This is a genomic window from Spirosoma horti (assembly GCF_054776595.1).
Map to the genome: position 1 here is coordinate 49,529 of NZ_BAAHBQ010000005.1, position 22,940 is coordinate 72,468.

Annotated in this window: 19 protein-coding genes; 9 read left to right on the forward strand and 10 right to left on the reverse strand. The window is 47.9% G+C overall.

The features are described 5' to 3' along the window. Positions 1-31: 31 nt before the first annotated feature. Positions 32-3,322, reverse strand: a complete 3,291-nt coding sequence (locus ACYVAM_RS15250) for a SusC/RagA family TonB-linked outer membrane protein (protein WP_461068413.1) — start codon at positions 3,320-3,322, stop codon at positions 32-34. A 405-nt stretch (positions 3,323-3,727) separates the two neighbouring features. Here ACYVAM_RS15250 and ACYVAM_RS15255 point away from each other — a divergent pair, with 405 nt between their 5' ends. Next, positions 3,728-5,287, forward strand: a complete 1,560-nt coding sequence (locus tag ACYVAM_RS15255) for an NFACT RNA binding domain-containing protein (RefSeq protein WP_461068415.1) — start codon at positions 3,728-3,730, stop codon at positions 5,285-5,287. A gap of 72 nt (positions 5,288-5,359) precedes the next feature. On the opposite strand, the gene ACYVAM_RS15260 is transcribed toward ACYVAM_RS15255, so the two are convergent. The 9 genes from ACYVAM_RS15260 to ACYVAM_RS15300 all read right to left on the reverse strand — a co-directional run bounded on the left by ACYVAM_RS15260 (position 5,360) and on the right by ACYVAM_RS15300 (position 15,739). Continuing rightward, positions 5,360-6,574 (reverse strand): glycosyltransferase family 1 protein, encoded by a 1,215-nt coding sequence (locus ACYVAM_RS15260; RefSeq protein WP_461068417.1) that lies wholly within the window; start codon positions 6,572-6,574, stop codon positions 5,360-5,362. Between the two features lie 171 nt (positions 6,575-6,745). Continuing rightward, positions 6,746-7,204: a VOC family protein gene (locus ACYVAM_RS15265; RefSeq protein WP_461068419.1), complete on the reverse strand. Its 459-nt coding sequence runs from the start codon at positions 7,202-7,204 to the stop codon at positions 6,746-6,748. A gap of 14 nt (positions 7,205-7,218) precedes the next feature. Beyond that, on the reverse strand, positions 7,219-9,234 hold the full coding sequence (locus tag ACYVAM_RS15270) for a M1 family aminopeptidase (RefSeq protein WP_461068421.1): 2,016 nt from the start codon (positions 9,232-9,234) through the stop codon (positions 7,219-7,221). 53 nt (positions 9,235-9,287) lie between these two features. Then, positions 9,288-9,953, reverse strand: a complete 666-nt coding sequence (locus ACYVAM_RS15275) for a DUF4230 domain-containing protein (protein WP_461068423.1) — start codon at positions 9,951-9,953, stop codon at positions 9,288-9,290. Between the two features lie 120 nt (positions 9,954-10,073). Then, the gene (gene rny, locus ACYVAM_RS15280; RefSeq protein ID WP_461068425.1) at positions 10,074-11,684 is read right to left on the reverse strand and encodes a ribonuclease Y; all 1,611 of its coding nucleotides are present in this window, start codon (positions 11,682-11,684) and stop codon (positions 10,074-10,076) included. Positions 11,685-11,787: 103 nt separating this feature from the next. Further along, a complete protein-coding gene (locus ACYVAM_RS15285; protein WP_461068427.1) occupies positions 11,788-12,075 on the reverse strand; it encodes a cell division protein ZapA in 288 nt (95 codons plus the stop codon). A 47-nt stretch (positions 12,076-12,122) separates the two neighbouring features. After that, positions 12,123-12,461 (reverse strand): hypothetical protein, encoded by a 339-nt coding sequence (locus ACYVAM_RS15290; protein ID WP_461068429.1) that lies wholly within the window; start codon positions 12,459-12,461, stop codon positions 12,123-12,125. A 91-nt stretch (positions 12,462-12,552) separates the two neighbouring features. Then, entirely contained in the window at positions 12,553-14,997 is a 2,445-nt protein-coding gene (pheT, locus tag ACYVAM_RS15295; RefSeq protein WP_461068431.1) for a phenylalanine--tRNA ligase subunit beta, read from the reverse strand. 97 nt (positions 14,998-15,094) lie between these two features. Beyond that, positions 15,095-15,739: a DUF1684 domain-containing protein gene (locus ACYVAM_RS15300; RefSeq protein WP_461068433.1), complete on the reverse strand. Its 645-nt coding sequence runs from the start codon at positions 15,737-15,739 to the stop codon at positions 15,095-15,097. 186 nt (positions 15,740-15,925) lie between these two features. Here ACYVAM_RS15300 and ACYVAM_RS15305 point away from each other — a divergent pair, with 186 nt between their 5' ends. The 8 genes from ACYVAM_RS15305 (at position 15,926) to ACYVAM_RS15340 (ending at position 22,938) form a co-directional block, all read left to right on the forward strand. After that, a complete protein-coding gene (locus ACYVAM_RS15305) occupies positions 15,926-16,333 on the forward strand; it encodes a sugar 3,4-ketoisomerase (RefSeq protein ID WP_461068435.1) in 408 nt (135 codons plus the stop codon). Continuing rightward, entirely contained in the window at positions 16,330-17,421 is a 1,092-nt protein-coding gene (locus tag ACYVAM_RS15310) for a DegT/DnrJ/EryC1/StrS family aminotransferase (protein WP_461068437.1), read from the forward strand. Before ACYVAM_RS15305 ends, ACYVAM_RS15310 begins: the two co-directional genes overlap by 4 nt. A 4-nt stretch (positions 17,422-17,425) precedes the next feature. Beyond that, complete coding sequence (locus ACYVAM_RS15315) at positions 17,426-18,343, forward strand: glycosyltransferase family 2 protein (protein ID WP_461068439.1); 918 nt, start codon at positions 17,426-17,428, stop codon at positions 18,341-18,343. Between the two features lie 57 nt (positions 18,344-18,400). Further along, positions 18,401-19,165 (forward strand): class I SAM-dependent DNA methyltransferase, encoded by a 765-nt coding sequence (locus tag ACYVAM_RS15320; RefSeq protein ID WP_461068441.1) that lies wholly within the window; start codon positions 18,401-18,403, stop codon positions 19,163-19,165. Positions 19,166-19,188: 23 nt separating this feature from the next. Then, positions 19,189-19,791, forward strand: coding sequence for a riboflavin synthase (locus ACYVAM_RS15325; RefSeq protein WP_461068443.1), 603 nt, complete (start codon positions 19,189-19,191; stop codon positions 19,789-19,791). An 88-nt stretch (positions 19,792-19,879) separates the two neighbouring features. Further along, entirely contained in the window at positions 19,880-20,656 is a 777-nt protein-coding gene (locus tag ACYVAM_RS15330; RefSeq protein WP_461068445.1) for a PASTA domain-containing protein, read from the forward strand. 23 nt (positions 20,657-20,679) lie between these two features. Beyond that, positions 20,680-22,545: a T9SS type A sorting domain-containing protein gene (locus tag ACYVAM_RS15335; RefSeq protein WP_461068447.1), complete on the forward strand. Its 1,866-nt coding sequence runs from the start codon at positions 20,680-20,682 to the stop codon at positions 22,543-22,545. 99 nt (positions 22,546-22,644) lie between these two features. Further along, positions 22,645-22,938, forward strand: coding sequence for a rhodanese-like domain-containing protein (locus ACYVAM_RS15340; RefSeq protein WP_461068449.1), 294 nt, complete (start codon positions 22,645-22,647; stop codon positions 22,936-22,938). Positions 22,939-22,940: the final 2 nt, after the last annotated feature.

Below are 22,940 nucleotides of genomic sequence, written 5' to 3' on the forward strand. Positions count from 1 at the left end.
TTGAGAACTCGCTACTGACTATCTATTTAGTTTAGAAGCCAAAGCTTAAACCAACGTTGTAACCCCGTGTAACAGGATAGTTGCCAATGTCGATCCCAAAGTTTTGGTCAGCTGAACCACCAACAGCTGGATCCAGACCACTATATTTTGTGATGGTGAATAGGTTGGTAGCGGATAATGATAAGCGCAAACGACTTAAGTTAGCCCGACTCAACAGTTTCGCAGGAAACGTGTAGCCTAAGGTTAAGTATTGCATCCGACCATAAGAGCCATTTTCCACATAGTATGAGTTAGCAACCTGGTTCGTGCTGAAGTTCGATGTGTTTTCAAAAATCGGCACGCTCGTGTTGGTATGAGTAGGCAACCAGGAATCTTTTACCCGGGTACTTACAGCTGCTCCTGGAAAAGAAGGATAGAAGTCAGTGTACCACTTTGAGTTGTTAAAGATCTTGTTACCCAGCGACGCATATACTTGTGTGTTCAGGTCAAAGCCTTTGTATTTAAGCGTTAGCGTTACACTTCCCGTAAACTTTGGAATTGGGCTACCCAAGTATACGCGGTCGTCATCGTTGATAGTTTTATCACCATTTGTATCCTGATACCGGAAACGTCCTGGCGCTGCTCCACTTTGCGTGGCGGCAGCAGCCACCTCTTCCTTGCTGTTGAACAGGCCAATAACCTTGTATCCATAGAATGAGGAAAGGTCATGCCCAGGTTCATTCCGAACAACGGGTGTACTTAGGCGCTGTCCGTTAGCTGTGAAGAAAGGAACTGATGGAGCAATTGCCGTAATCTTATTGTCCAGGATGCTACCAACTGCGGTAACTTCATATCCCAAGTCACCTGTAACGTTACCGCGAGTAGTAACCAAAAGGTCAATCCCTTTATTGCGCATACTAGCAACGTTAACATAGGGCGCATTGGCACGAACGCCGACAACACCAGGAAGCGCTAATGGATAGAGTAAGTCTTTTGTGTCTTTCTGCCAAAAGTCAAGTACTACTTCTAACTTGTTGTTAAAGAAAGATCCATCTACACCGATATTGGACGTAATACTGGTTTCCCATTTAGCATCTGGGTTACCAATCTGACTACGATAATTACCGGACTGCACAGATGTGTTAGCCCCCGTAATATCATAGCTGTTAGCCGCATTGGTACCATACAAAGTAAGTTGGTTTGTTGCACTCAAGTAGTTGGAGTTACCCATCAAACCGTAACCACCCCGAACTTTAAGGTCAGATATCCAGGGTAGGTTTTTCATGAATTCCTCGCTCGAAAGACGCCACGCTGCCGAAACAGCTGGGAATACCCCATACCGGTTCGATGGTCCAAACTGCGAAGAACCGTCACGACGAACAACACCAGTTAAGATATATTTGTCATTGTACGTGTACCGCGCCTGGCCAAATATTGAGTAGAAGTTATTCCCCTTACCATAATAGCTGTTTACGCTACGGGTAGCGCCCGGCGTAGTGGTGCCAATCGTTACATAGTTTGGATCGGTTGTGAAAGGATTCAAACCTGAACCGTTAATTCCCCGGCCATTACCTGTATTTAACGCTTCAATACCCGCTAAAACACTGATATCATGAATGCCAAATTTCTGTTTGTACTGAGCTGTGTTGGTGAAAGTCCAGGCTAATCCGACATTGGCTCCTTCGTTATACACGTAGTTCGTATTGTTCTCTGAGTTCTCATACTGAGCTCGGTTATACGAATTGCTGTAATTGCTAAAGTAGGTTCCACCTAGGCTGCTACGTAAAGTTAACGCTGGAATCACGTCATATTCCAGATAAGCGTTCCCGAAAGCAATAAGGTTGTAATTTAAGTTATCCTTAGCTCCGATGCGGTTAGCCACAGGGTTCCGAGCATTATTGAAACCTGATGCAGCTGTACCCGCATACCCACCGAACGAGTTATATACCGGTATAATTGGGGCTTGACGAAACGCTAATAAAATATCGTTTTCATCGGCAGCAACACTGGAATTGTTGTTTGTTCCGTTTCCAAGTGTGCTTCCTGTGCTACCCTGTAAACCAGTCGTTGACACATAGGCTAACTGGATATTCTCACCAAACCGCAATTTCTTTGTAAGATCAAATTCCGTGTTAACTCGGAACGTGTAACGCGAGAAATCGTTGTATGTTATAATCCCGGCCTGTTGTTGCATACCGAGGCTGAGATAGTAACGGCTTGATTCTGTGCCCCCTGAAAAGCCTAATGTATGACGCATTAACGGAGCAACCCGTGTAATGGCTCCGTACCAATCCGTACCTGCTTTGTTCGCCGGAATAACGTTGTAAATAGCGCCGTTGGCAGGGTTGATATTGTACTTGGCCGCTTCGGCTGTTAAATCAACTTGTGATGCAGCAACGCCGGTTCTGCTACCTACCAGCAAATAATCTGGTAGAACTGGCGTTTGACCTGAGCCGTATTGGCCGTTGGCAATACCAGTAAAGCTGTCAGGACCAACAGCTGTTCCTGCCTGGAAAAGGTCGTTTTTCCGTGCTTGCCAGGTCCAGTCTGCCTGCTCTTGAGGGTTCAGGATTTTTTGACCATGACCTGGATCCGTAACACCATATAAGCCATCATAGGAAATGCTCAGTTTTTGAGCCCGACGCTGACCTTTTTTGGTTGTTAATACAATTACACCCGATGCTGCACGTGCTCCGTAAACAGATGCAGAAGCTGCATCTTTCAGAACGGTGGTTGTTTCAATATCATCAGGCGCAATGTATTGAATACTTTGAGTAGGTACTCCGTCGACCACATACAGTGGCTGGTTACCTCCAAATGAGCCAAATCCACGTACACGTACCTGGCTTGTTGTTCCTGGCTGCCCGTTGGTGATAACGGTTACCCCAGCTACGCGACCCTGTAATTGCTGTTCAACGTTCGTTGACGGAACAACTTTTAGCTGGGCTGGTTTTACCGTCGATACAGCTCCCGTTACGTCCCGGCGATTTTCTGTCGAATACCCAGTAACGACGACTTCACTTAAGGCAGTGGCGTCGTCTTCGAGCGTAACGTCAACGCTTGTTTTGTTACCTACTGTAACTTCCTGCGTTTTGAAGCCAATGGCCGATATGACCAGCACTGGATTTGCTCCCCGAATGTTGATGGCATAGTTACCTTCAGCGTCAGTTGCAGTACCCGTTTGGGTTCCCTTTAAAACAACGTTGGCGCCTGGAACGGCTCCGTCAACGCCAGTAATTTTACCCGTCAGGCGACGGTCCTGGGCAGAAGCCGTAAGGCTCCACAGTAATAGGACTGTACCCAGAAAAGCGGTCTGCAGAAATCTGTAGAGCGATGCTTTCATGAAGATTAGGTTGGTTTTATATTGAGTTAAACGCATCAATATTATGCTGATTAAATCATATTTCAAAAGGAAATTGTAATAATTGTGTAATAATGACATTATTAAATCTTATTATATATGTGTATTGTTATATTGAAAATTATTTAAAAAGCTGATTATCAGTAATTTAAGCCTTTGTCGATGCTATAAAACTTAGAACCATTATATTTTAGTTAGATATAATTAGCTTTAATTTATATATGGTCTAAAAAAAGTATTCAATTGTTTAAGCTGTAGCTTTGTTACATTATGCATACAAATTATTACTTTCTAAGGCAACTTGCGCCAGCACTTCAATTGTATTTATTGAGTAATTCCACCTTGGCCTCTTCAAACCAATCCATTCATACGACTGGGCTCCGATTTATGGAGTGTTATAGTCAGGATCGGGATGAGGTTGTTTTAGTGTTTGCCCAGGCAAAAGGAAAAGCTAATTACTACAGACCGTTTCATATTAAAGCGACATTACGGCCCGATTTCTCGGGTTTGTTTTTTCCGGATACCGTTCAGCGCGCTCGTACAAATAGCGTTGATCTCTTCGATTCGGTCATTGGTGAGCCGGGTAAGGGGCGAGCTGTTCTGGGGGTACGCTCCTTTGTGAATGAACGATGTCTGGCCATCCTGCTGGAAGATGATTTTACATTGGTCTTTAAATTTTTTGGTAATCGTCCCAACTTAGTAGCTTTTCAAGGTAATCAGGTAATCGATTTATTTAATAGGCAGTTAGCAACCGATGAACATCTGCTGCTCGATGCGTTCGATCGGCCCATTGACCAGTCCTATGCGGCTTTTGAGCAGGCTCATTTCGACCATAAAAAGCTATTCCCGACGTTTGGCAAAGTCGTTAATAAATGGATTGATAAAAGCGCCACACAGGCTGGGATTGACGTGGGGAGCAAAGAATGCTGGTCAGTTATTCAGGATACTTTGCAGCAATTGGAGCATCCAACATATTACCTGATTCGTCTGGACCATAAGCCAACGCTTAGTTTGCTTCCTTTTGAGGTACGAGCTGACGATCCACCTCAGCGCGAGTTTCATGATCCTATAGAAGCCGCCAATCGATTCTTTATTGCGCTGAACGGGTTAACGACCTTTGAGCTTGAGAAAGCAAATCTGCTTCGATTAATTGAAAAACGCCGGAAGCGCGCTGAGAATCAGATTGATATATCCATGCAGCGGCTAATGCTCAGGGATGAAGGAGCCAGTCATGAAGAAATCGGTCATATTATAATGGCCAATTTACACGAGATACCGTCTACTGCAAGTGTTAAATCACCTGAACGGTTAACCCTATACGATTTCTACCGGGACCGACCCATCGATATCAAACTTAAACCGGATCTAAGCCCGCAAAAGAATGCCGAAAACTTTTATCGAAAGGCTAAAAATGAAAAGATAGAAGAACAGCACTTAAGCGATCAGATAGCTGCTCGTGAAGCGGAACTGATTCGTATTGAGCAACAGAAAGCAGATCTTGATAAAATACAAAGTCTGAAAGAACTCCGTAAGTACATTAAGCAGCATAATTTGCTGAGTGACGGTGTTTTGGCCAGTACAGGCGAAGTAGCGGCTTTATTTAAGGAAATGACATACGAAGGGTTCCGCATTTTGATTGGCCGAAATGCGAAAAACAATGATTTGCTTACCCAACGGTATACCTATAAGGATGACCTTTGGCTACATGCCCGTGATGTTACAGGGTCGCATGTAGTTATAAAATATAAAGCAGGCAAATCGTTTCCAAAAAGCGTTATCGAGCGCGCTGCCGAGCTGGCGGCCTGGTATTCCAAACGTCGGACAGATAGTTTGTGTCCGGTCATTGTAACCCCCAAAAAATACGTTCGTAAGCCTAAAGGGTTGGCCGAAGGGCAGGTGCTGGTTGAGAAAGAGGACGTTGTCCTCGTTGTGCCAAAAGGGGAGTGAACCAGTAAGCCATCCGTTGTCGTTGGCGGGCACTAAGAGTACGTTGATGCCCGCCAATGACTACCGGATATCTTATTGATCGACAACCATACTCAGTTGAGCCGTCAGGAGTCGATTCATTTCACTCCAGGTATGATCCCAGGAATTTTCATTTAAGAATGCGTCGATATCCGTCCAGTTACCGGAGTTACGGCTGGTGAGTGCTTGCTCGATGGCTACCTCAAAAGCCTGTGCCGAGTCGGCAATTTGTACGAATTCTTTCGAGCCATACATGCGAATGACGTCACGAATAGGCGTGGAAACTACGGGTAAACCTGCCGCCAGATATTCGGGCGTTTTGGTCGGACTTATAAACTTTGTCGACTCATTCAAGGCAAACGGCAACATGGCTACATCCCAATTGCTGAAATAGGTGGGTAGCTCTTTGTAAGCCTTCATGCCCAAGTAATGCACATTTGGCTTGTTAGGTAACAGAGCCCGATCAATTTTTACAATCGGACCCAACAAAATAAACTGCCATTCCGGACGACGCTCCGCCAGTTCGGTTAATAACTTATAATCAAATCGTTCGTCGATCACCCCGCTAAAGCCAATTCTCGGATTAGGCAGCGCGCGTTGGTCGGCTGGATCGGGTTGGGGTTTCCGGGCTGACGCAAAATGAGCAAAATCGATACTACTCGGGAAAGCAAACACATGTGGATGCCGGTTACGTTTCGCTTCATACAAGCTGTACCCACCGGTAAACATAATTTCAGCCTGCTGTATAAGTTGTTTTTCCTTTTCAAGTAGCTGAACTGGCGCGCCCCAAAAGGCCGACAATTCGTCCATACAATCATACACGGTAAGCGCAGGTTTCAGATGATCGCTGAAAAGCAAAGCCATAGGTGTATAATACCAGGCGATAAACGAATGAATGTGCTCACGAGCAATAAAGTCGTCTAGCAACTGACGTTGAAGGCGAATGGCTTCATCAGGCTTGGTACCGTGTGGCAGGTGCGGAACAAGTATGGTCAGTCGATCGGTCTGTTGGTTGATGCTCATGTGCAGCGTATCACTCCACATGGGTTCTTCAATGAACCAGACCTTGTAATTTTTAGCCGCCCGGCCAAGTAAGTGCTGGGGGCGTTGGTAAACGAAATTCCAGCGTAAATGCGAGAAGCAAATCAGATCGTGAACATCATTAACCCCGGCATCGAAAGCCGACTTATGGGTATATGTGGATATAGGGGATGGGTCAGAGAGGGCGGCATTATCGCCTATAGCATGCGTCGAGTTTGGTACTTTCATAAATATAGGAGGGGATTATATAAGTATATCCAGTTCACCAATAGACCAGACTACTTATTCTATTTTATAACCCAAACCACCTGGAAATGTTAGTCCCCTACTCATTTAATTGAGGTAGCGGACCCGTACCTGACAAAGCCTGCCTATCGGCAAAAAAATGGCCTGATTTGGTCAGTTAGCCGTTATTGGCTTTTTATCTTCGTTTAATTCAAATAAATAGCCATCAAGATCCGAGAAGTAAACCTGAACGATACCATCGAAGCGAACCTGTCTATGATAAGGCACATTTTTGCTTTTTAGATACTGTTCCGATTTATTGATATCCTCAACGAACAGCGCATAATGGCTTCCGTTGCGATCATGAACAATTTGTTCTGTCCGGCCGTCCAGCAGATGAATTTGCTGGCCATTGCCCAGGTCGAACCAGGCACGTGTGGCCTTCAGGTTGTCGGGTACCGGTATGGGCTTAAGGCCTAGGACATCCCGATAAAAAGTAGCACTTGTAGGAACATCTTTGACATGGATCGAGATGTGATTATGGCGCGTGATGCCAAGTTTGTCTTGTCCGGAAACCAGGCTACAGGTTAATAAACTAACATTAAATAATAGGAACACTACGGATTTTTTCATGTACGACAAAGTCGTTAACGGACCAGAACTACCCGGCTTTGTTGTCCCGCAGGCGTTTCAACGGTTATGGTGTAGCGCCCGGCAGCCAGGCCCCGCAGGTTCACAGTTCGGGTGTATTTGCCGGGTCTAAGGGTTTGCTCCTGCGTCGTTTGAACGCATTGACCCAGTTGGTTCACTAGGGAGATGTTGGCTGCCCCAGTGGTCGATAGGGTGAAATCGACGAGCACGCTTTCCGTGGTCGGGTTGGGATAAATGCGAAATGTATCTGAAGTGGGATCATCAACCGCGGTTACAATGGCGGTTGTTACCGATGTAGGTAAACTGACTGACTCGACGGTTTTAAGAATCCAGTTGTTGGGGTCGATTAGGAGCCCGGAAATAGTACCCTTCACCGGCAAGGTGAACGTTTGATCGGCCTGATCGTTAAGTACCGTCACAGTTGTATCGCCAGCCGCCGATTGCACCTTTATCTGAACAGGCATCGTGAATGAGGTAGGGGTAGTGGCCGTCGTATTTCGTTGTTCAAGCCGAACCGCTACGGTGTTGGCTGTGCTTCCCGGCGTTACCGTGGCTTTGTAGGTTGGGTACCCTTCACCGTAAATCCATTCTTTGAAAAAATAATCCAGAGAGCGATTGGACACTTGCTGGGCTACCTTTTGAAAGTCCTCCGTTACGGCTGTGTTGTAAGCCAGCGTTGGGTTGGCTACGTAGCTACGCAATGTCTGGAAAAACAGATCATCGCCCAGGATGCCCCGAAGCATGTGCAAAACGGTTGCGCCTTTGGCATAGGTACGGGCACTGTTAAAAATAGTATTGGCGTTGCTGATATCCTGAACGTAGATCGAACCGCGAGCCGTACGAGCGCTACTTATAAAGTTATTCATCGTGGATAAATAACCCGTTTGTCCACTAACGGACTCTGCATAAATGGCTTCGCCGTAGGAGGCAAAGCCTTCGTTGAGCCAGATATTCTGCCAGTCCCGGCAGGTAATTTTGTCGCCAAACCACTGGTGAGTTAATTCATGTGCGATGACACTTGGCGTCAACGAACTGATTCCCATAGAGGAGATTGTTTGGTGCTCCATCCCCCCATTATTTCTGGCAAACTGAGCATGTCCATATTTCTCCCGCAAGAATGGATAAGGACCAAACCGATCGGTGAATAGCTGGATCATGCCCGGAGTCAGGTCGAGGCTACTCTTAACCTGAGCCAGGTTTTCCGGGTAAATGTAGTGCGTGACGGGCATCGTCTGATTCCCGGACGTGAACGGCGTATCATATTGCGTGTAGTTCGATACGGCTATTGAAATAAGATACTGAGCAATCGGGTAACTGTTGCGCCACAAATACGTTCGGGTGCCGTCGGTATTGGTAGTCGTGCTGATCAGCTTCCCGTTCGAAACCGAGACCAACTGAGCCGGGGCCGTAATCCGGACAGAGGAAGAATCTGCTTTATCGGCAGGGGTATCTCGGCAGGGAAACCAGTCCGATGCACCATAGGGCTCACTGAGATTCCAAATGACCGGATCGGTTGTCGTTTCATGTTTATCGAACACGAAACTGCCATTGGCAGTACCATTTGGTACGCCCTGATAAAAGACGGTCAGCGTTAGGGCCTGTCCATTTGCCAGGGGTTGCGGGGGCGTAATGGTTAGTTTGTTTTGGGCGTGCTGAAAGGGTAGCGCCTGGTTACCCGTTTTCACAGAATCAACCCGCAAGCCCAAGCCCGTTGTTGTGGTAGTTGAATTCAGATCCAGAAAAAAACTGCTCAATCCAGATGCCGTACTCTTCAGCGTAATGGTCGTGGCTCCAATTAGTTTGGCTGGCGTGGTGGTCAGGCGGAGGTCGAGGCCATAATAGGTGACGTCAATAGTCGCATCGCCGGGATAGGCAAGTCGCGCTTTAGGATTGGCAGATAGTTGCCCGAAGTAGCGGATCTTCCCCATCTGGCAGAACTGACCACCATCAACAATAACCTGAGCGTTGACGAACAATGGAAATAGAAACAGAAGTAAGTAACTAATTCGCATAGCCAATAAGTTTTCTTATCAAACTATATCCCAGCCACTAAGTTGGCGGAATGTTAGTTTTCGTCGGAATACCCGGAGGTCAACCGTTTTGTTTCCTGTATTTTGTCTTCTGCCTGGGCTTTGAGGGCTTCTAATTTCTGCTGATCGGCTTCTGGAAGCTGGAGTTGCCAGCCCATAGAACTCGCCAACTGATACATCATGTATTGAATTTGATTGTTGGCGATTTTGGGCAGGTCGCTTTGCATGGCCCGCTCATTCATAGCCTGCTTGGCTTCGTCCAGGATCTGGGTGTAGTCGTCTCCACTGAAATGATTCAGAATACCCGCCTGAATATCGTAGAAGGTGTAGTCGGTATCAATGGACAGGACTTCGGGTTCGGGGAACGACTCGATGATCAACTTTTTATCGCCGTTATCCACAGCCCTGAATCGAACTTTAGCGAAGTCAAAACCGACCAGCACTTTTGCTTTCGCAATGACCATCGCCTTCTTCGGGTCATTCAACACGTACAGGATTTTCTTCTGATCCTGATAATTATAGATTTCCGAAAAGTATCCTTCAGCCATCACCACTTTAAACACTTTTTCAATACGCTCCAGCAACAAGACGGAGTCCCGGCGGACATTCGTTATTCCCGTCCGTTTACGCACTGTGCCAGCCAGAGCCACACCTCCGCCTGCGCCAACGAGTAAAAGTAAAAGGGTGGTCAGGAAATCCATAGTAAGTAGTATTTAACCGGAACGCGGAATAGGCGGATCAGTCAAATTAAAACAGATTATACCAGTTGTCTATCCGTTTTAATTTGACTGATCCGCCTATTCCGCGTTCTTTTTTACCATTTATTTAGCGTAAGCGACTGCTCTCATTTCCCGGATAACCGTCACTTTGATCTGGCCGGGGTATTGCATTTCTTTTTCTATTTTTTGAGAAATCTCGTACGATAATATGCCCGCCCGTTCATCGGATACGTGGTCGGCGTCGACCATGATCCGCAGTTCGCGGCCCGCCTGAATCGCGTAACATTTGGTTACCCCGGGGAAGTTGCCCGCCAGTTCTTCCAACTCTTTGAGCCGTTTTATATACGACTCCATCATTTCTCGACGGGCACCCGGCCGAGAACCGGATACGGCATCACATACCTGAACGATCGGCGAGATCATGCTCGTCATCTCGATTTCGTCGTGGTGAGCTCCAATAGCATTGATGACTTCTGGATTCTCTTTGTATTTTTTTGCCAGCTCCATGCCCAAAATAGCGTGGGGCAGTTCAGCTTCTTCAGGCCAAACTTTACCAATATCGTGGAGCAGACCGGCTCGTTTGGCCAATTTAGCGTTTAACCCCAGCTCGGCAGCCATGGTCGCACAAAGCTTGGCCACCTCGCGTGAGTGTTGGAGCAGGTTCTGGCCGTAACTAGACCGGAAACGCATCCGGCCAACCATCTTGATCAGCTCGGGGTGGAGGCCGTGAATGCCCAGATCGATGACTGTACGCTCGCCGATCTCGACAATTTCATCTTCGATATTTTTGCGGGTTTTAGCCACAATCTCTTCAATACGAGCAGGGTGAATACGACCATCCTGAACCAGCCGGTGCAGCGATAGCCGGGCAATTTCCCGACGAACCGGATCGAAGCCTGAAATGATGATTGCTTCGGGCGTATCGTCAACGATGATTTCGACACCCGTTGCCGCTTCGAGTGCCCGGATATTTCGGCCTTCCCGACCAATTACTTTGCCTTTAACGTCATCGGATTCGATGTTGAAAACCGATACACAGTTCTCGATGGCGTGTTCGGTAGCGGTCCGTTGAATGGTTTCAATCACTACCTTTTTGGCTTCCTTGGTAGCCGTCAGTTTGGCTTCTTCAACAATGTTTTTGATGTACGAAGAGGCTCGCGTTTCGGCTTCAGCCTTAAGGTTTTCAACAAGTTGCTCACGGGCCTGATCGGCAGAAAGGCCCGCAATTTTTTCAAGTTGAGCTACCTGGTCGGCCAGCATCCGATCCGCTTCCTGCTGCCGTCGATCAACATCTTCCCGACGCTTGTTGAGGGCGTCGATCTGCTGCGACAGGCTATTTTTTTGTTGCCCAAGTTCATTGCGCTGCTGATTCAACTCGTTTTCGCGGTTCCGTTGCTGATCGGCCTGCTGGGCGAGTTGCTGTTCGCGCTGTTTAAGCTTGGTTTCGTTCTGAAGGAGTATATTTCGTTTCTGATTCGTCGTTTCTTCAAATTCAGTTTTCAGTTTCAGATACTTCTCTTTTGCTTCTAATATTCGATCTTTTTTGATAGTTTCAGCCTGTAATTCAGCGTTTTTTAAAATTGCGGCTGCTTTCTCCTCTGCTTCTTTCTCGTGCTTTGCGCGAACGCCCGCCATGGTCTGACGGCCAATTAATATGCCAATACCACCCCCAACAAGGGCGGCAAGAATCGTTAACCAAACTGGAATGTCCATCGGACTATATCGTTAGGGTTGAAAAAATAAACCATCAACCTGCTGCAATACGAGTGCTCTGAACGTCAACTCTGAGTAATGTAAGGGTGGAAGCCCGTCGTTTTTATGTCGAAATGACCGGCGTGACGACCTGATCTAATTGAGTTATTTTGTCAAACACCATTTGTTGTAATCGTTGCATCTGTCGTTCTCCTCTAAGCTTGGTAACTAGGCAGTCGAAGGCTATCATCGCCAGAGCTTCCTGTGTATCAGACAGGCCTTTTTCCCGATATTGCTTCAGTTCGTCCTGAATCAATTTGGCGGCTTCGCGCACAATAGCCTCTGATTCCGGCTCTACAGCTAGTTTGTAGAATCGGTCGGCAATTTTCACGCGAATTGGCAATTCTTCCATCGCTGCAGTCGGCTCAGATTGGGCTAGGCCCCGGAGCCAATTTGGGTTTATGACAAACTACTCAAGTGAGCAATGCACCGTTCCAATTCCCGGATATACTCGTCGAGTTGTTGTTTTAATTCAGCATTCGTATCTGTCTCAGACAGATTGTCTTTTACAATTATACCAACATCTTTCGACTTTGGTGTATTTTTTTCTGGAATAACTGGTTTTTTCCGTAGTTGTCTTACCAATTCCTGCTCTTTTCGCAGGCTTTCCTGTAAGGCAGAGTTTTCCAGTTCCAGTTGTTCAACCTGCTTTTGCGTATCCGTATATACTCTCGTCAGCTGCTTGAGTTTGTGCTCAAACCGCTCAACTAGGGCAATAATTTGATGTTCGCTTACCACGGTTGTAATAAATTGTTGACTTGCTGAATGATAGATTGATTGAGTAACGTATACGATAACTATTCAATCAATCTATCATTCAACAAGTCAATCATTTTCTAATCACAGCGCCCAATTCCTGCTCAAAAGCAGTCATAAGTCGTTGCATTGTTTTGTCGATGGTTACGTCCGTGAGGGTTTGAGCCGTATCCTGTAACATAAAGTTGACCGAGTAGGCTTTTTTCCCTTCACCAAGGTTTTCACCTTCATACACATCAAACACATTTATTGTGCGTAATAATTTTCGCTCCGTTTGACGAGCCAATCGGCTGATCTGCTCGAAGGAAATAGCCTTATCGATAACGAGCGACAGGTCACGCCGAACTTCCGGAAACTTGGAGACCTCCTCGTAGCGCATCTTTCCAGAAGCTAGTTTGAGCAACATCTCCCAGTCGAAATCGGCATAAAAAACGGGTTGCTTCAGGTCGACTAATTTCGTCAGTCTGGCATTGACCAGCCCCAGGCTAACCAATGGTTTTTTGTTGACAACGTATGTCAGACCATATTGAAAAAGGGTCGTGTCGGCTGGCTGCGTCTCAAATGTTTTGATCCGAAATAGGTTTAAAACCCGTTGGACGGCTGTTGCCAGATCGTGGTAGGCCACGGGTTGACCCTTTTGAAGCCAGCTTTCCGGGTTTTGATTCCCAATCATGGACAGGCTCATCCGCATTCGCTCAACGTATTTAGTCGCGCCATCCTCAAGCTTTACTTTATGATAGACCTTGCCAAATTCAACCGTTTTCAGGTCTTTCTGCCGCCGGTTCAGGTTATAAACCAGTGTTTCCAGCGTTGAAAACAGCAATGTTTGCCGCATCACAGACAGATCGTCACTTAACGGATTGAGCAGAACAACATCATCGCCCGTTAAGGATTGACGGATGGCATCGTTATACGCAGGGCGAGTCAGGGACAGCATCAGGATTTCGTGAAATCCGTTGGCCGCCATCAATTGGCTCACCCGGCTCTGCCATTGGTCGGGGTCAGTTTTCGGAAATACAGAGAGCGATTCGGCGGCAAGATTCGCCGAAAGCGGAATGTTGTCCAGGCCGTAAATGCGAAGAATCTCTTCGATCACGTCGGCTTCCCGTGTCACATCGACGCGATAGGCCGGCACAATGGCTGTGAACCCATCGTCATTGATTGATTCAGCCTGAATGTCCAGGGCGTCCAGAATCCGGTGGATTTCAGCATGGTCGATCTGAATACCAATCAACCGGTCAACGTTACGATATCGAACCGGCACCCGGAACGCATCGATCGGCGTTGGGTAGATGTCGGTAATCGCAGAGCTAACCGTTCCGCCGGCCACTTCCTGAATGAGCAAAGCTGCCCGTTTTAGCGCAAAGATCGTGATGTTCGGGTCGATACCCCGTTCAAAACGAAAGGATGCATCGGTTTTCAGACCATGATGCTGCGCGGTTTTACGAATAGAGGTTGGCGAGAAATAAGCTGATTCGAGAAAAATGCTGGTTGTCTGCGCCGACACACCGGAGTATTGACCGCCAAACACACCGGCAATGCACATGGGTTTTTCAGCATCACAGATCATCAGGTCCGTTGCGGTGAGTTTGCGCTCTACGCCATCGAGTGTGACAAACGGTGTGCCTTCGGGCAGTGTTTTAACAACCACCTTGTTGCCCGAAATTTTTGCCGCATCGAAGGCATGCAGTGGCTGTCCCAGATCGTAGCAAACGAAATTCGTTATGTCCACAATGTTGTTGATGGGGTTCAACCCAATACTCACCAAACGCTGTTTTAACCAATCCGGCGATTCGCCAACTGTCAGCCCACTCAGTGTCAGGCCCGCATACCGTGGGCAGGCCGTTGGATCGTCGACCTGTACATCGAGTGTTAAATCCGTGTTGTTAACCACAAAGGCATCAACCGATGGTAACCGGAGCGGACGATTCAACACCGCCTTTAAGTCACGGGCTGTTCCTAAGTGAGAAGCGGCATCGATCCGGTTGGGTGTCAGGCCAATAGCGATTTGGTAATCGGCTTCGAGATTGAAATAGCGGGCGGCCGGTGTGCCGTTTGGCAATCGGGACACCGGGCCGTTCGGATCGAGCACGATGATCCCTGCATGGGATGTACCTAATCCAATTTCGTCTTCGGCGCAGATCATGCCCTCGGAAGCAGATCCACGAATTTTAGCTTTTTTTATCTGAAACGCATCGCCCGAAGTAGGGTGAAGTGTGGCGCCAACCAGAGCTACCACAACTTTCTGTCCAGCCGCCACATTGGGAGCGCCACAAACGATGGGCAGCGGCTGATCAGCACCCACATCGACCGTGGTCAAACTTAGTTTATCCGCATCGGGGTGTTTGACACAGGTAAGTACCTCGCCAATAACGACCCCCTCAAGCCCACCGGGCACAGCGTCTATTTTCTCGATTCCTTCAACTTCCAGGCCCGTTGATGTCAGCAATTTGCCAACTTCTTCGGGTGACTCAGGCAATTCAATGAACTCTTGTAACCATTTATAGGAGACTTCCATACAGCGGCAAAGCAGATTATTACCACAAAGTTAGCCAATTGCTTGATTGCTCATGCAGTTAATTGATGTCAAATAACTAGGTGGGCCCGTGAGCCCACTAGTCATGAGCCAGATATTTCTCGCCTGCCTTCACGGCCATGGGGAGTTTATTTTCGTTAGGAGGAAGCGGGCAGGCATACCTTGGGTTGTAGGCACAGTAAGGGTTATACGCCGTGTTGAAGTCTATTATTGCTTGACTATCTGATACTTGTGCAGGGTTAAGTTCAATGTAGCGGCCGCCACCATAGGTTTCTTTGCCTGACGTAGCATCCCGAAACAGAATGGAATAGGTGTTCGCTAGTTTTACAATCAGTAACCGATGAGCTTCGCCATTCAGGCTAAACACGGCATGGGCAAATTTCTCATACACCTCCTCACTACCGTCGCTCATATGGACAACCAGCTTTTGGGTTTTATCGGCAAAAGGTTCAAGCCGGGCTACTACGCGATAAGCCGGGTCGGGTGAAAAATAGCTAAGTCCCTTGAACGATGCTTTGTCCTGAATGGGAGACTCCCCGTTTGTACGCATAAACTGGTCCTTCTCCGTACGCTTTGCCGCTACTTCCTGGCGGTATGTTTCGGGCTTAACCGTAGCTTCCAATCCACTCGCAGACGTCATATTGCCACCATCGAAAAAGGTAAAATACAAAACGATCAGCGTGAGTAGAAATAACCCTGTAAGAAAAAATTTATTTCTTAACATAACTAAATGATCATAAATTGGCTTACAAATAAAAAGGAGCAGTTCAGTATTGGCTGAAAGTCAAACAAATTTGAGTATTTGTACTCAAGATTCGCGGTTGTGTTACATTTGTTTTGTATAGTTTTTCAATATATTTAAAGCCTTAAATGAATACTTCCTTTTTCAAAACTAAAATTTACGCTCAGAATGGCCAAACTCTACGAATTGAAAACATTTGAATCCAATACCGGAAACTTAACTGTTTTTGAAGGAATTATTCCGGGAGTTATTCAACGCGTCTTTTATATTTATGAGGCTGGCCATACCGCTCGGGCGGGCCATCGGCATCAGCGCACCTGGCAAGCACTCATTTGCCTGAGTGGTAGTTGCCGCGTATATAACAACAATGGAACACAGGAAGAGACCTTTCTGTTGACAAACCCCCGACAATGTCTGGTTCTGCAACCCGCCGACTGGCACATTATGGACTCCTTTTCCGCTAATGCCATTCTCCTGGTTATCTCAAATGAATTGTACGATAAAGATGATTATATTTATGAACCCTATCTGAAGGGCGAAGGTGTAGATCGGGTGTTGATGGCTGATTCGGAATGATTCCGTTTTTAGATCTGAAGCGAATCAACGAGCCCTACCAGGCGGCCATTCAACAGGCGATTGAGCGGGTTACCAATTCTGGCTGGTATATTTTAGGAGAAGAGGTCGAAGCGTTTGAACACCAGTTTGCTGCTTATTGCCAAACCCGTCACTGCATTGGCGTTGCCAACGGACTGGATGCGCTGGCACTGGTTCTAAAGGCCTGGGATTTCTCCCCAAATAGTGAAGTGATCGTTGCTTCAAACGCTTATATCGCATCGGTACTGAGTATCACGCTGGCTGGTCTGGCCCCCGTTTTTGTTGAACCCGATCCGCAGACATACCTGCTCGATCCTGCCCGGATCGAAGCCGCAATCACTCCCAGAACAAAGGCTATCTTACCCGTTCATTTATACGGTCGCTGCTGCGACATGACACCCATCAAGGCGTTGGCAAAACGGTATGGCTTAAACGTACTGGAAGATGCGGCCCAGGCGCATGGCGCAACCTATGGGGGTGATTGGGCCGGTAATCTTGGGGATGCGGCAGGCTGGAGTTTTTATCCCAGTAAAAATCTTGGTGCCCTGGGCGATGCCGGGGCTATTACTACCAACGACGATGCGCTGGCCGAACGCGTACGGGCGCTGCGAAATTATGGCTCCCGCCAGAAATATATCAATGATTACCTGGGTGTGAATAGTCGCCTGGACGAGCTTCAGGCAGCTGTTTTATCCGTGAAGTTGCCTTTGCTCGATCAGCATAACGCCCGCCGACGCACGATAGCCGCACGCTATCTGAACGGCTTGAAAAACCCGGATATAACGTTGCCCCCGGCAAATCAATTGGCGCAGGACGCCTGGCATCAGTTTGTCATTCGTCATCCACGGCGTGATGAGTTTCGTACTTACCTTCGCGAGCGGGGAATCGGCACGGATGTACATTACCCAATTCCGCCCCATCGACAACAAGCCTATTCGGCGTTTGCTCATTTATCATTTCCGATTGCTGAGCAGTTGCACCAGGAAGTAGTGAGTTTGCCGCTTAATCCAGCATTGTTGGATGATGAGGTGAGCTATATTATTGAGATGATAAATTCAAAGAGCGAATGAGTGAATGCAGATATCCGTAGTTATTCCGGTTTATAATAGTGAGCGCACGATAGCGCTACTGGTCGACCGTTTGCAAACGTGCCTAAACGGGCGATCAATTGAGATCATACTGGTTAATGACGGAAGTAGCGATCGCTCGGAAACGATTTGTCAGCAACTAGAAGACCGTTTTACTAACGTTCAGTTTATCTCGTTGCGCCGAAACTTTGGTGAATTCAACGCGGTGCTGTGCGGCCTTACCTATGCGAAAGGCGACTATGTCGTGATAATCGACGACGATTTTCAGAATCCGCCCGAATCCATTCTGGCACTCGTTCAAACGGCTGAAGCGGGTCTGTATGACGTCGTCTACAGCCGTTACGCGCAAAAGCAGCATCACTGGTTTCGGAATGTAGGTAGTTGGCTGGTCAATACTTTAACGACGTATTCAATCGATAAACCACATGATCTCTATCTGTCGAGTTTCAAGCTGATTCGGCAAGAGGTTGTGCGGGAAATCATCCGCTACCAGGGCCCGTATCCCTACATCGATGGGTTGATTTTCCGGACAACGCGTAACGTAAGCAGCGTGGAGGTGCCCCATAATATCCGTCTTGACGGGCGCTCGAATTACACCATTCGAAAGCTAATCTCTCTGTTTTTGAACGTGTTTATTGGCTATTCGTTATGGCCTATTCGTGTGTTTACTGTTGTGGGGGCTGCCTTGTTTGGACTGGGCCTCCTGAGCGGTATACTTTTTCTAATGAGTTGGCTGATCAATGGCACAACCATGGCGGGCTGGGGTATTGTCGTCTGGTCCGTCCTGACAGGAATAGGCCTTCAACTGCTCTTTCTGGGTGTCTTAGGGGAGTATTTGGGTAAGTTGTTTATGGCACACAGCGGCTTGCCCGCCTATGTGATAAAAAAGAGAGCGAAAGAATGAAAGAGTGGTTCAACGAGATACCCTTTCACTCATTCACTTTTTTGCTCATTCACTCTTATGATCGGTCGTACAGAAGAATACGAAAAAATGTTCCGGCTGGAAGGTCAACTGTGGTGGTACCGTAGTTTGCATAAGCGTGTTGACACGGCCCTGAAACACATGTTTCGTCAGCGTCGGGATATAACTATCTTGGACGCAGGATGCGGTACAGGTGGCTTGCTGGATTTTTTGCGTCGGCAAGGGTACACGAATCTGCGGGGAGTCGACGGGTCGGCAGAGGCTGTGGCCTTCTGTCAGCAGCGCGAACTCCCGGTTACGCTGGTCAATTTAAAGGATTTAGCGACTTTTGAACCCACTAATCAGTACGATGCGATCATTTGTAATGACGTGTTCTGTTACTTCACCGAAGCTGATCTACCGCACTTACTGGCTGATCTGGCTGACCGGCTGAAACCCGGTGGCGTTCTGGTGACCAATAATAACGCATTCGACCTCTTCCGTGGGGAGCACGATGTCGCCGTCGGCATTCTCCGGCGATTTGTTCGTGCTGATTTTGACCGCCTGCTGCCTCAACATGGCCTGTCCATTCAATCAGCTACCTACTGGAGTTTCATTTTATCGCCCTTGATTTTACTGATTCGCCAATGGCAGCGTCTGCAACTGGCCCTAGGCTGGCGCTCTGCCGAAGAGGCTCAGTCGGATGTGTATCTGCCCAGTTCCTGGATCAACGAAACTCTCTATCGGGTTGTCCGGGTTGAGCAGGCGCTTCTACCACGAACCCCCTTTGGCAGTTCGCTGTTCATGATAAGTAAGAAACTATAAGTGGTTCGTAAGTCATCTTTTTTATGTTTACAGGTATTGTTGAGTCCACGGGTATTGTATCGGGTATTGAAGCAGAAGGTACTAACCTCACGTTTCGTATTGAGTCGGCGCTGGCTCCCGAACTGAAAATCGATCAGAGTGTAAGTCATAACGGTGTTTGCCTGACCGTTACCAGTATTGCCGATGGGAGCTACACGGTAACGGCCATTGATGAGACCTTGAAAAAAACGAATCTGGGTAAGCTCACTACGGGCAGTTGGGTCAACCTCGAGCGGTGTATGCCCGCCAACGGCCGTTTCGACGGGCATATTGTGCAGGGGCATGTCGATCAGATCGGTACCTGTATTAACGTGCAGGACATGAACGGTAGCTGGTTGTTCGATTTTCAGTACGAAGTAGGCGATGAACCGGCAAACCAGAACGTAACGGTCGAAAAAGGATCTATTTGTATCAATGGGGTTAGTTTAACCGTTTTTAATTCAGAAGTGGATCGGTTTCGGGTGGCCATCATCCCGTATACGTATGAGCATACTAACTTTCGGAATCTTAAGGCGGGCGATGTTGTCAATCTTGAGTTCGATATTGTAGGCAAATACCTGAAAAAAATGTTTGCGGGCTATCGGTAGCCCGTTGTGGATTCTGCTACTTTTGTGAAACTAGTAAACCAACTGAACATGGTGGCGCCAGGAAAACGCCACGAATCACCACTCCCGGATGGCTAAAATCAGCACCCGCTCCTTTTTTGACCTGCTGATCCATATTGGCATTATCGTAGCCCTGCTGGCGACCTTATTTCTGGCATTTTTCTTTGTCTATTTACCCTTCACGACAAATCACGGGCAAACCATTACGGTGCCTGATGTGACGCGCCTGAGCCTGGATGAAATGCAGAATCTGCTGGACGACCGTGACCTGCGCTATGAGGTGAGCGATTGTACATTTGTGTCTGGTGCCCAACCCTTAACGGTCATTCAGCAGTATCCAAGGGCAAACGCTAAAGTAAAAGAGGGCCGTAAGATTTACCTGACGATTACCAAACGCGTAGCTCCGATGGTGCAGATGCCCAATCTGGTTAGTTTAACGCTTCGGAGCGCGCAATTAAACCTCAAGTCGCTGGATCTGGTGAGCGGGCCGCCCATTTATGTGCCTGATGTAGCCAAGAATTCGGTGCTTCGGCAATTGTATAATGGCAAGGAAATCACAGCCGGAACACCCATTCCAAAGGGTGCTCAGATCGATCTTGAGGTGGGCGATGGCCTGGGAAGTACGATGTTTGAGATTCCAAACGTTGTAGGGTTGCCTCTCGATGAAGCCGAAGCAGCTATTCGTGGATCGAATTTAAAAGTTGGCACGAAAATTTCCGTTGAAGATCCTGAAAAGGAAGTCGGCACCGTGGTCCGGCAACGACCCGAAGCCCGGTCTGGCGAACGCATTCGTGTTGGCGAAACAATGGATTTGTGGATCGTGGGGCCCATTGAGCCAGACCAATAAACCATTTCCGGCCCTGATACCCGATGAGAATTGCTTTAGTTAGTCAGCCGCTTAACCCGTTTGCCGGACGTTGTCTGCGCGGCCTTCTGCTGTTGTTTTTTAGTTTATCATACGCCAGGGTGAGTGCTCAAACGCCCTTGAAGCTTCCGTTCTTCGATGATTTTTCGACGGCCAGCGGTCGCCCTGGCCTCGATCAGCCCGACCCAACTCTTTGGCGGCCAGGTAGTGGCGTGTATATCAACAACACCATGGCCATTGGCCAGCCCACCGTTAATGTGGCTTCGTTTGATGGTTTGCAGGCCAATGGTCGGCCATATGTGCAGAACAATCCGCTGGCACAGGGCTATACCGATACGCTGGCTTCATTGCCCATTAACCTGGCAGGCTTATCGGCGGCCGATTCTGTTTACCTAAGTTTTTACTGGCAGGCCAAAGGCCAGGGTGAACTGCCCGATCCCGGCGATTCATTGAGCCGGCTGGCAGGCGATTCGCTCACCGTGCAGTTTCTGGATCGCACCGGTATCTGGCAAACGGTATGGGCCAAAGTAGGAGGAACCGTTAACAATAACTTTTTTCAGGTTTTTGTGCCAGTTAGGAATGCGGCCTTTTTTCACGCCGGATTTGCTTTTCGGTTCCGTTCGTTCGGGCGCGAATCCGGGCCGTTCGATACCTGGAATGTCGATTACATTTACCTGAACCGGGGGCGCTCGGTCAATGATCGATTTGTGAAAGATGTAGCCGTCAGGCAGGCGCTTACTCCGCTGCTAAAGCGCTATACGGCCATGCCGCTCGCTCAGTATGTGGTTAACCCGGCTGGTGAAATGGCCGATTCGGTTAGGACAGACATTAATAATCTATTCAACAACTTCAACTTTACTACCTTCGATTTTACCATACGGGATGAGGTATCGGGTCGAATTGTGCAGGACGATCCACAGACGAGCTCGATGTTGATCCCGTCGCTCAGTTCTCAGCGGAAAGCCGCAAAGCCTGCGCCGGTTTCCGGGTTGGGCTCGGCGACCAGAGCCTTGCTGCGGTACAAAATTGACTTGCTCACCACGGATGATCAGAATCCGTCCATCCCTGGCGTAAGTCTTCGCCGAAACGATACAATTTCGGCCGTAGCCGCCCTCGATGACTATTACGCCTACGACGATGGTACCTGGGAATATGCCCAGCAGATCAGGCAGCGAGAGCAGATTGCGATTCGGTTTATTCTGAATAAGCCCGATGCCATTAGTGGTGTCCGGGCGTGTATTGTGCCCTTTACAACCAATCAGACAGGGCAATCTTTTGTCATCAATGTGTACAGTAACCGGGGCGGTCGACCCGGTACCGCCATCTATCAACAGGCGTTCTCTACTCAGTATCCAGCGTCTCGAAATGGGTTTGTCGAGTTTAAATTTACAAAGAGCGTCTCCGTAAAAGACACATTTTATGTTGGCTATCAGCAGATTAGTAGTAGCGATACGACGTTTCTGCGCTTGGGATTCGATAAAAATAGCCCGTTTGGGTCGCAAATTTTTTACAATGCAGGTAGTAACTGGGATCAGAATTTGACAACGCCCTCCCTGAATGTGCAGGGAGCTTTCATGCTACGGCCTGTTATGGGAGCCAAACCCGATACCATCGTAACGGCTGTTCCAGACCCCGAACCCCTGGCCCCGTTGCGTACCTACCCGAACCCAACAACGGGTTTTATCCGATGGGATAATCCCAGCCTAACCCACCTGGATGTTATGAACAGCACCGGCCGGGTATTACTCACCCTTGAACCAAGTCGCGGGCAGCAAACGTTAGATTTGAGTTATCTGCCCGATGGTTTATATTTAATCCGTCTTTTTGCGGATAAACGATCGGCCGTACAAAAATTGATTATTCAACATTAACGAAGTGACACATTAGTCCGGTGTATCTGGCTGACGACAGGAACATCTGTACCAGTCAAATGCACGGATTAATTTGCTACTTCAAAACAACTATTAACCATGGATATTACCGTACAGGAGCTGAAAGAGCGGCTCGATAAGGGCGAGACGTTGAATCTGTTCGATGTTCGCGAACCTAATGAATATGAAGCCGATAACATCGGTGCTACCTTAATACCGCTTGGTGATCTGTCGTATCGGTTGGACGAACTCGATGGCTTACAGGATGAGGAAGTAATCGTTCATTGCCGGTCAGGTAAGCGCAGTGCTATGGCGCAGCAGATTTTAGAAGAAAACGGGTTCAATAATGTTCGGAATGTAATTGGCGGCATGCTGGCCTACAGGGCGCAGTAAGC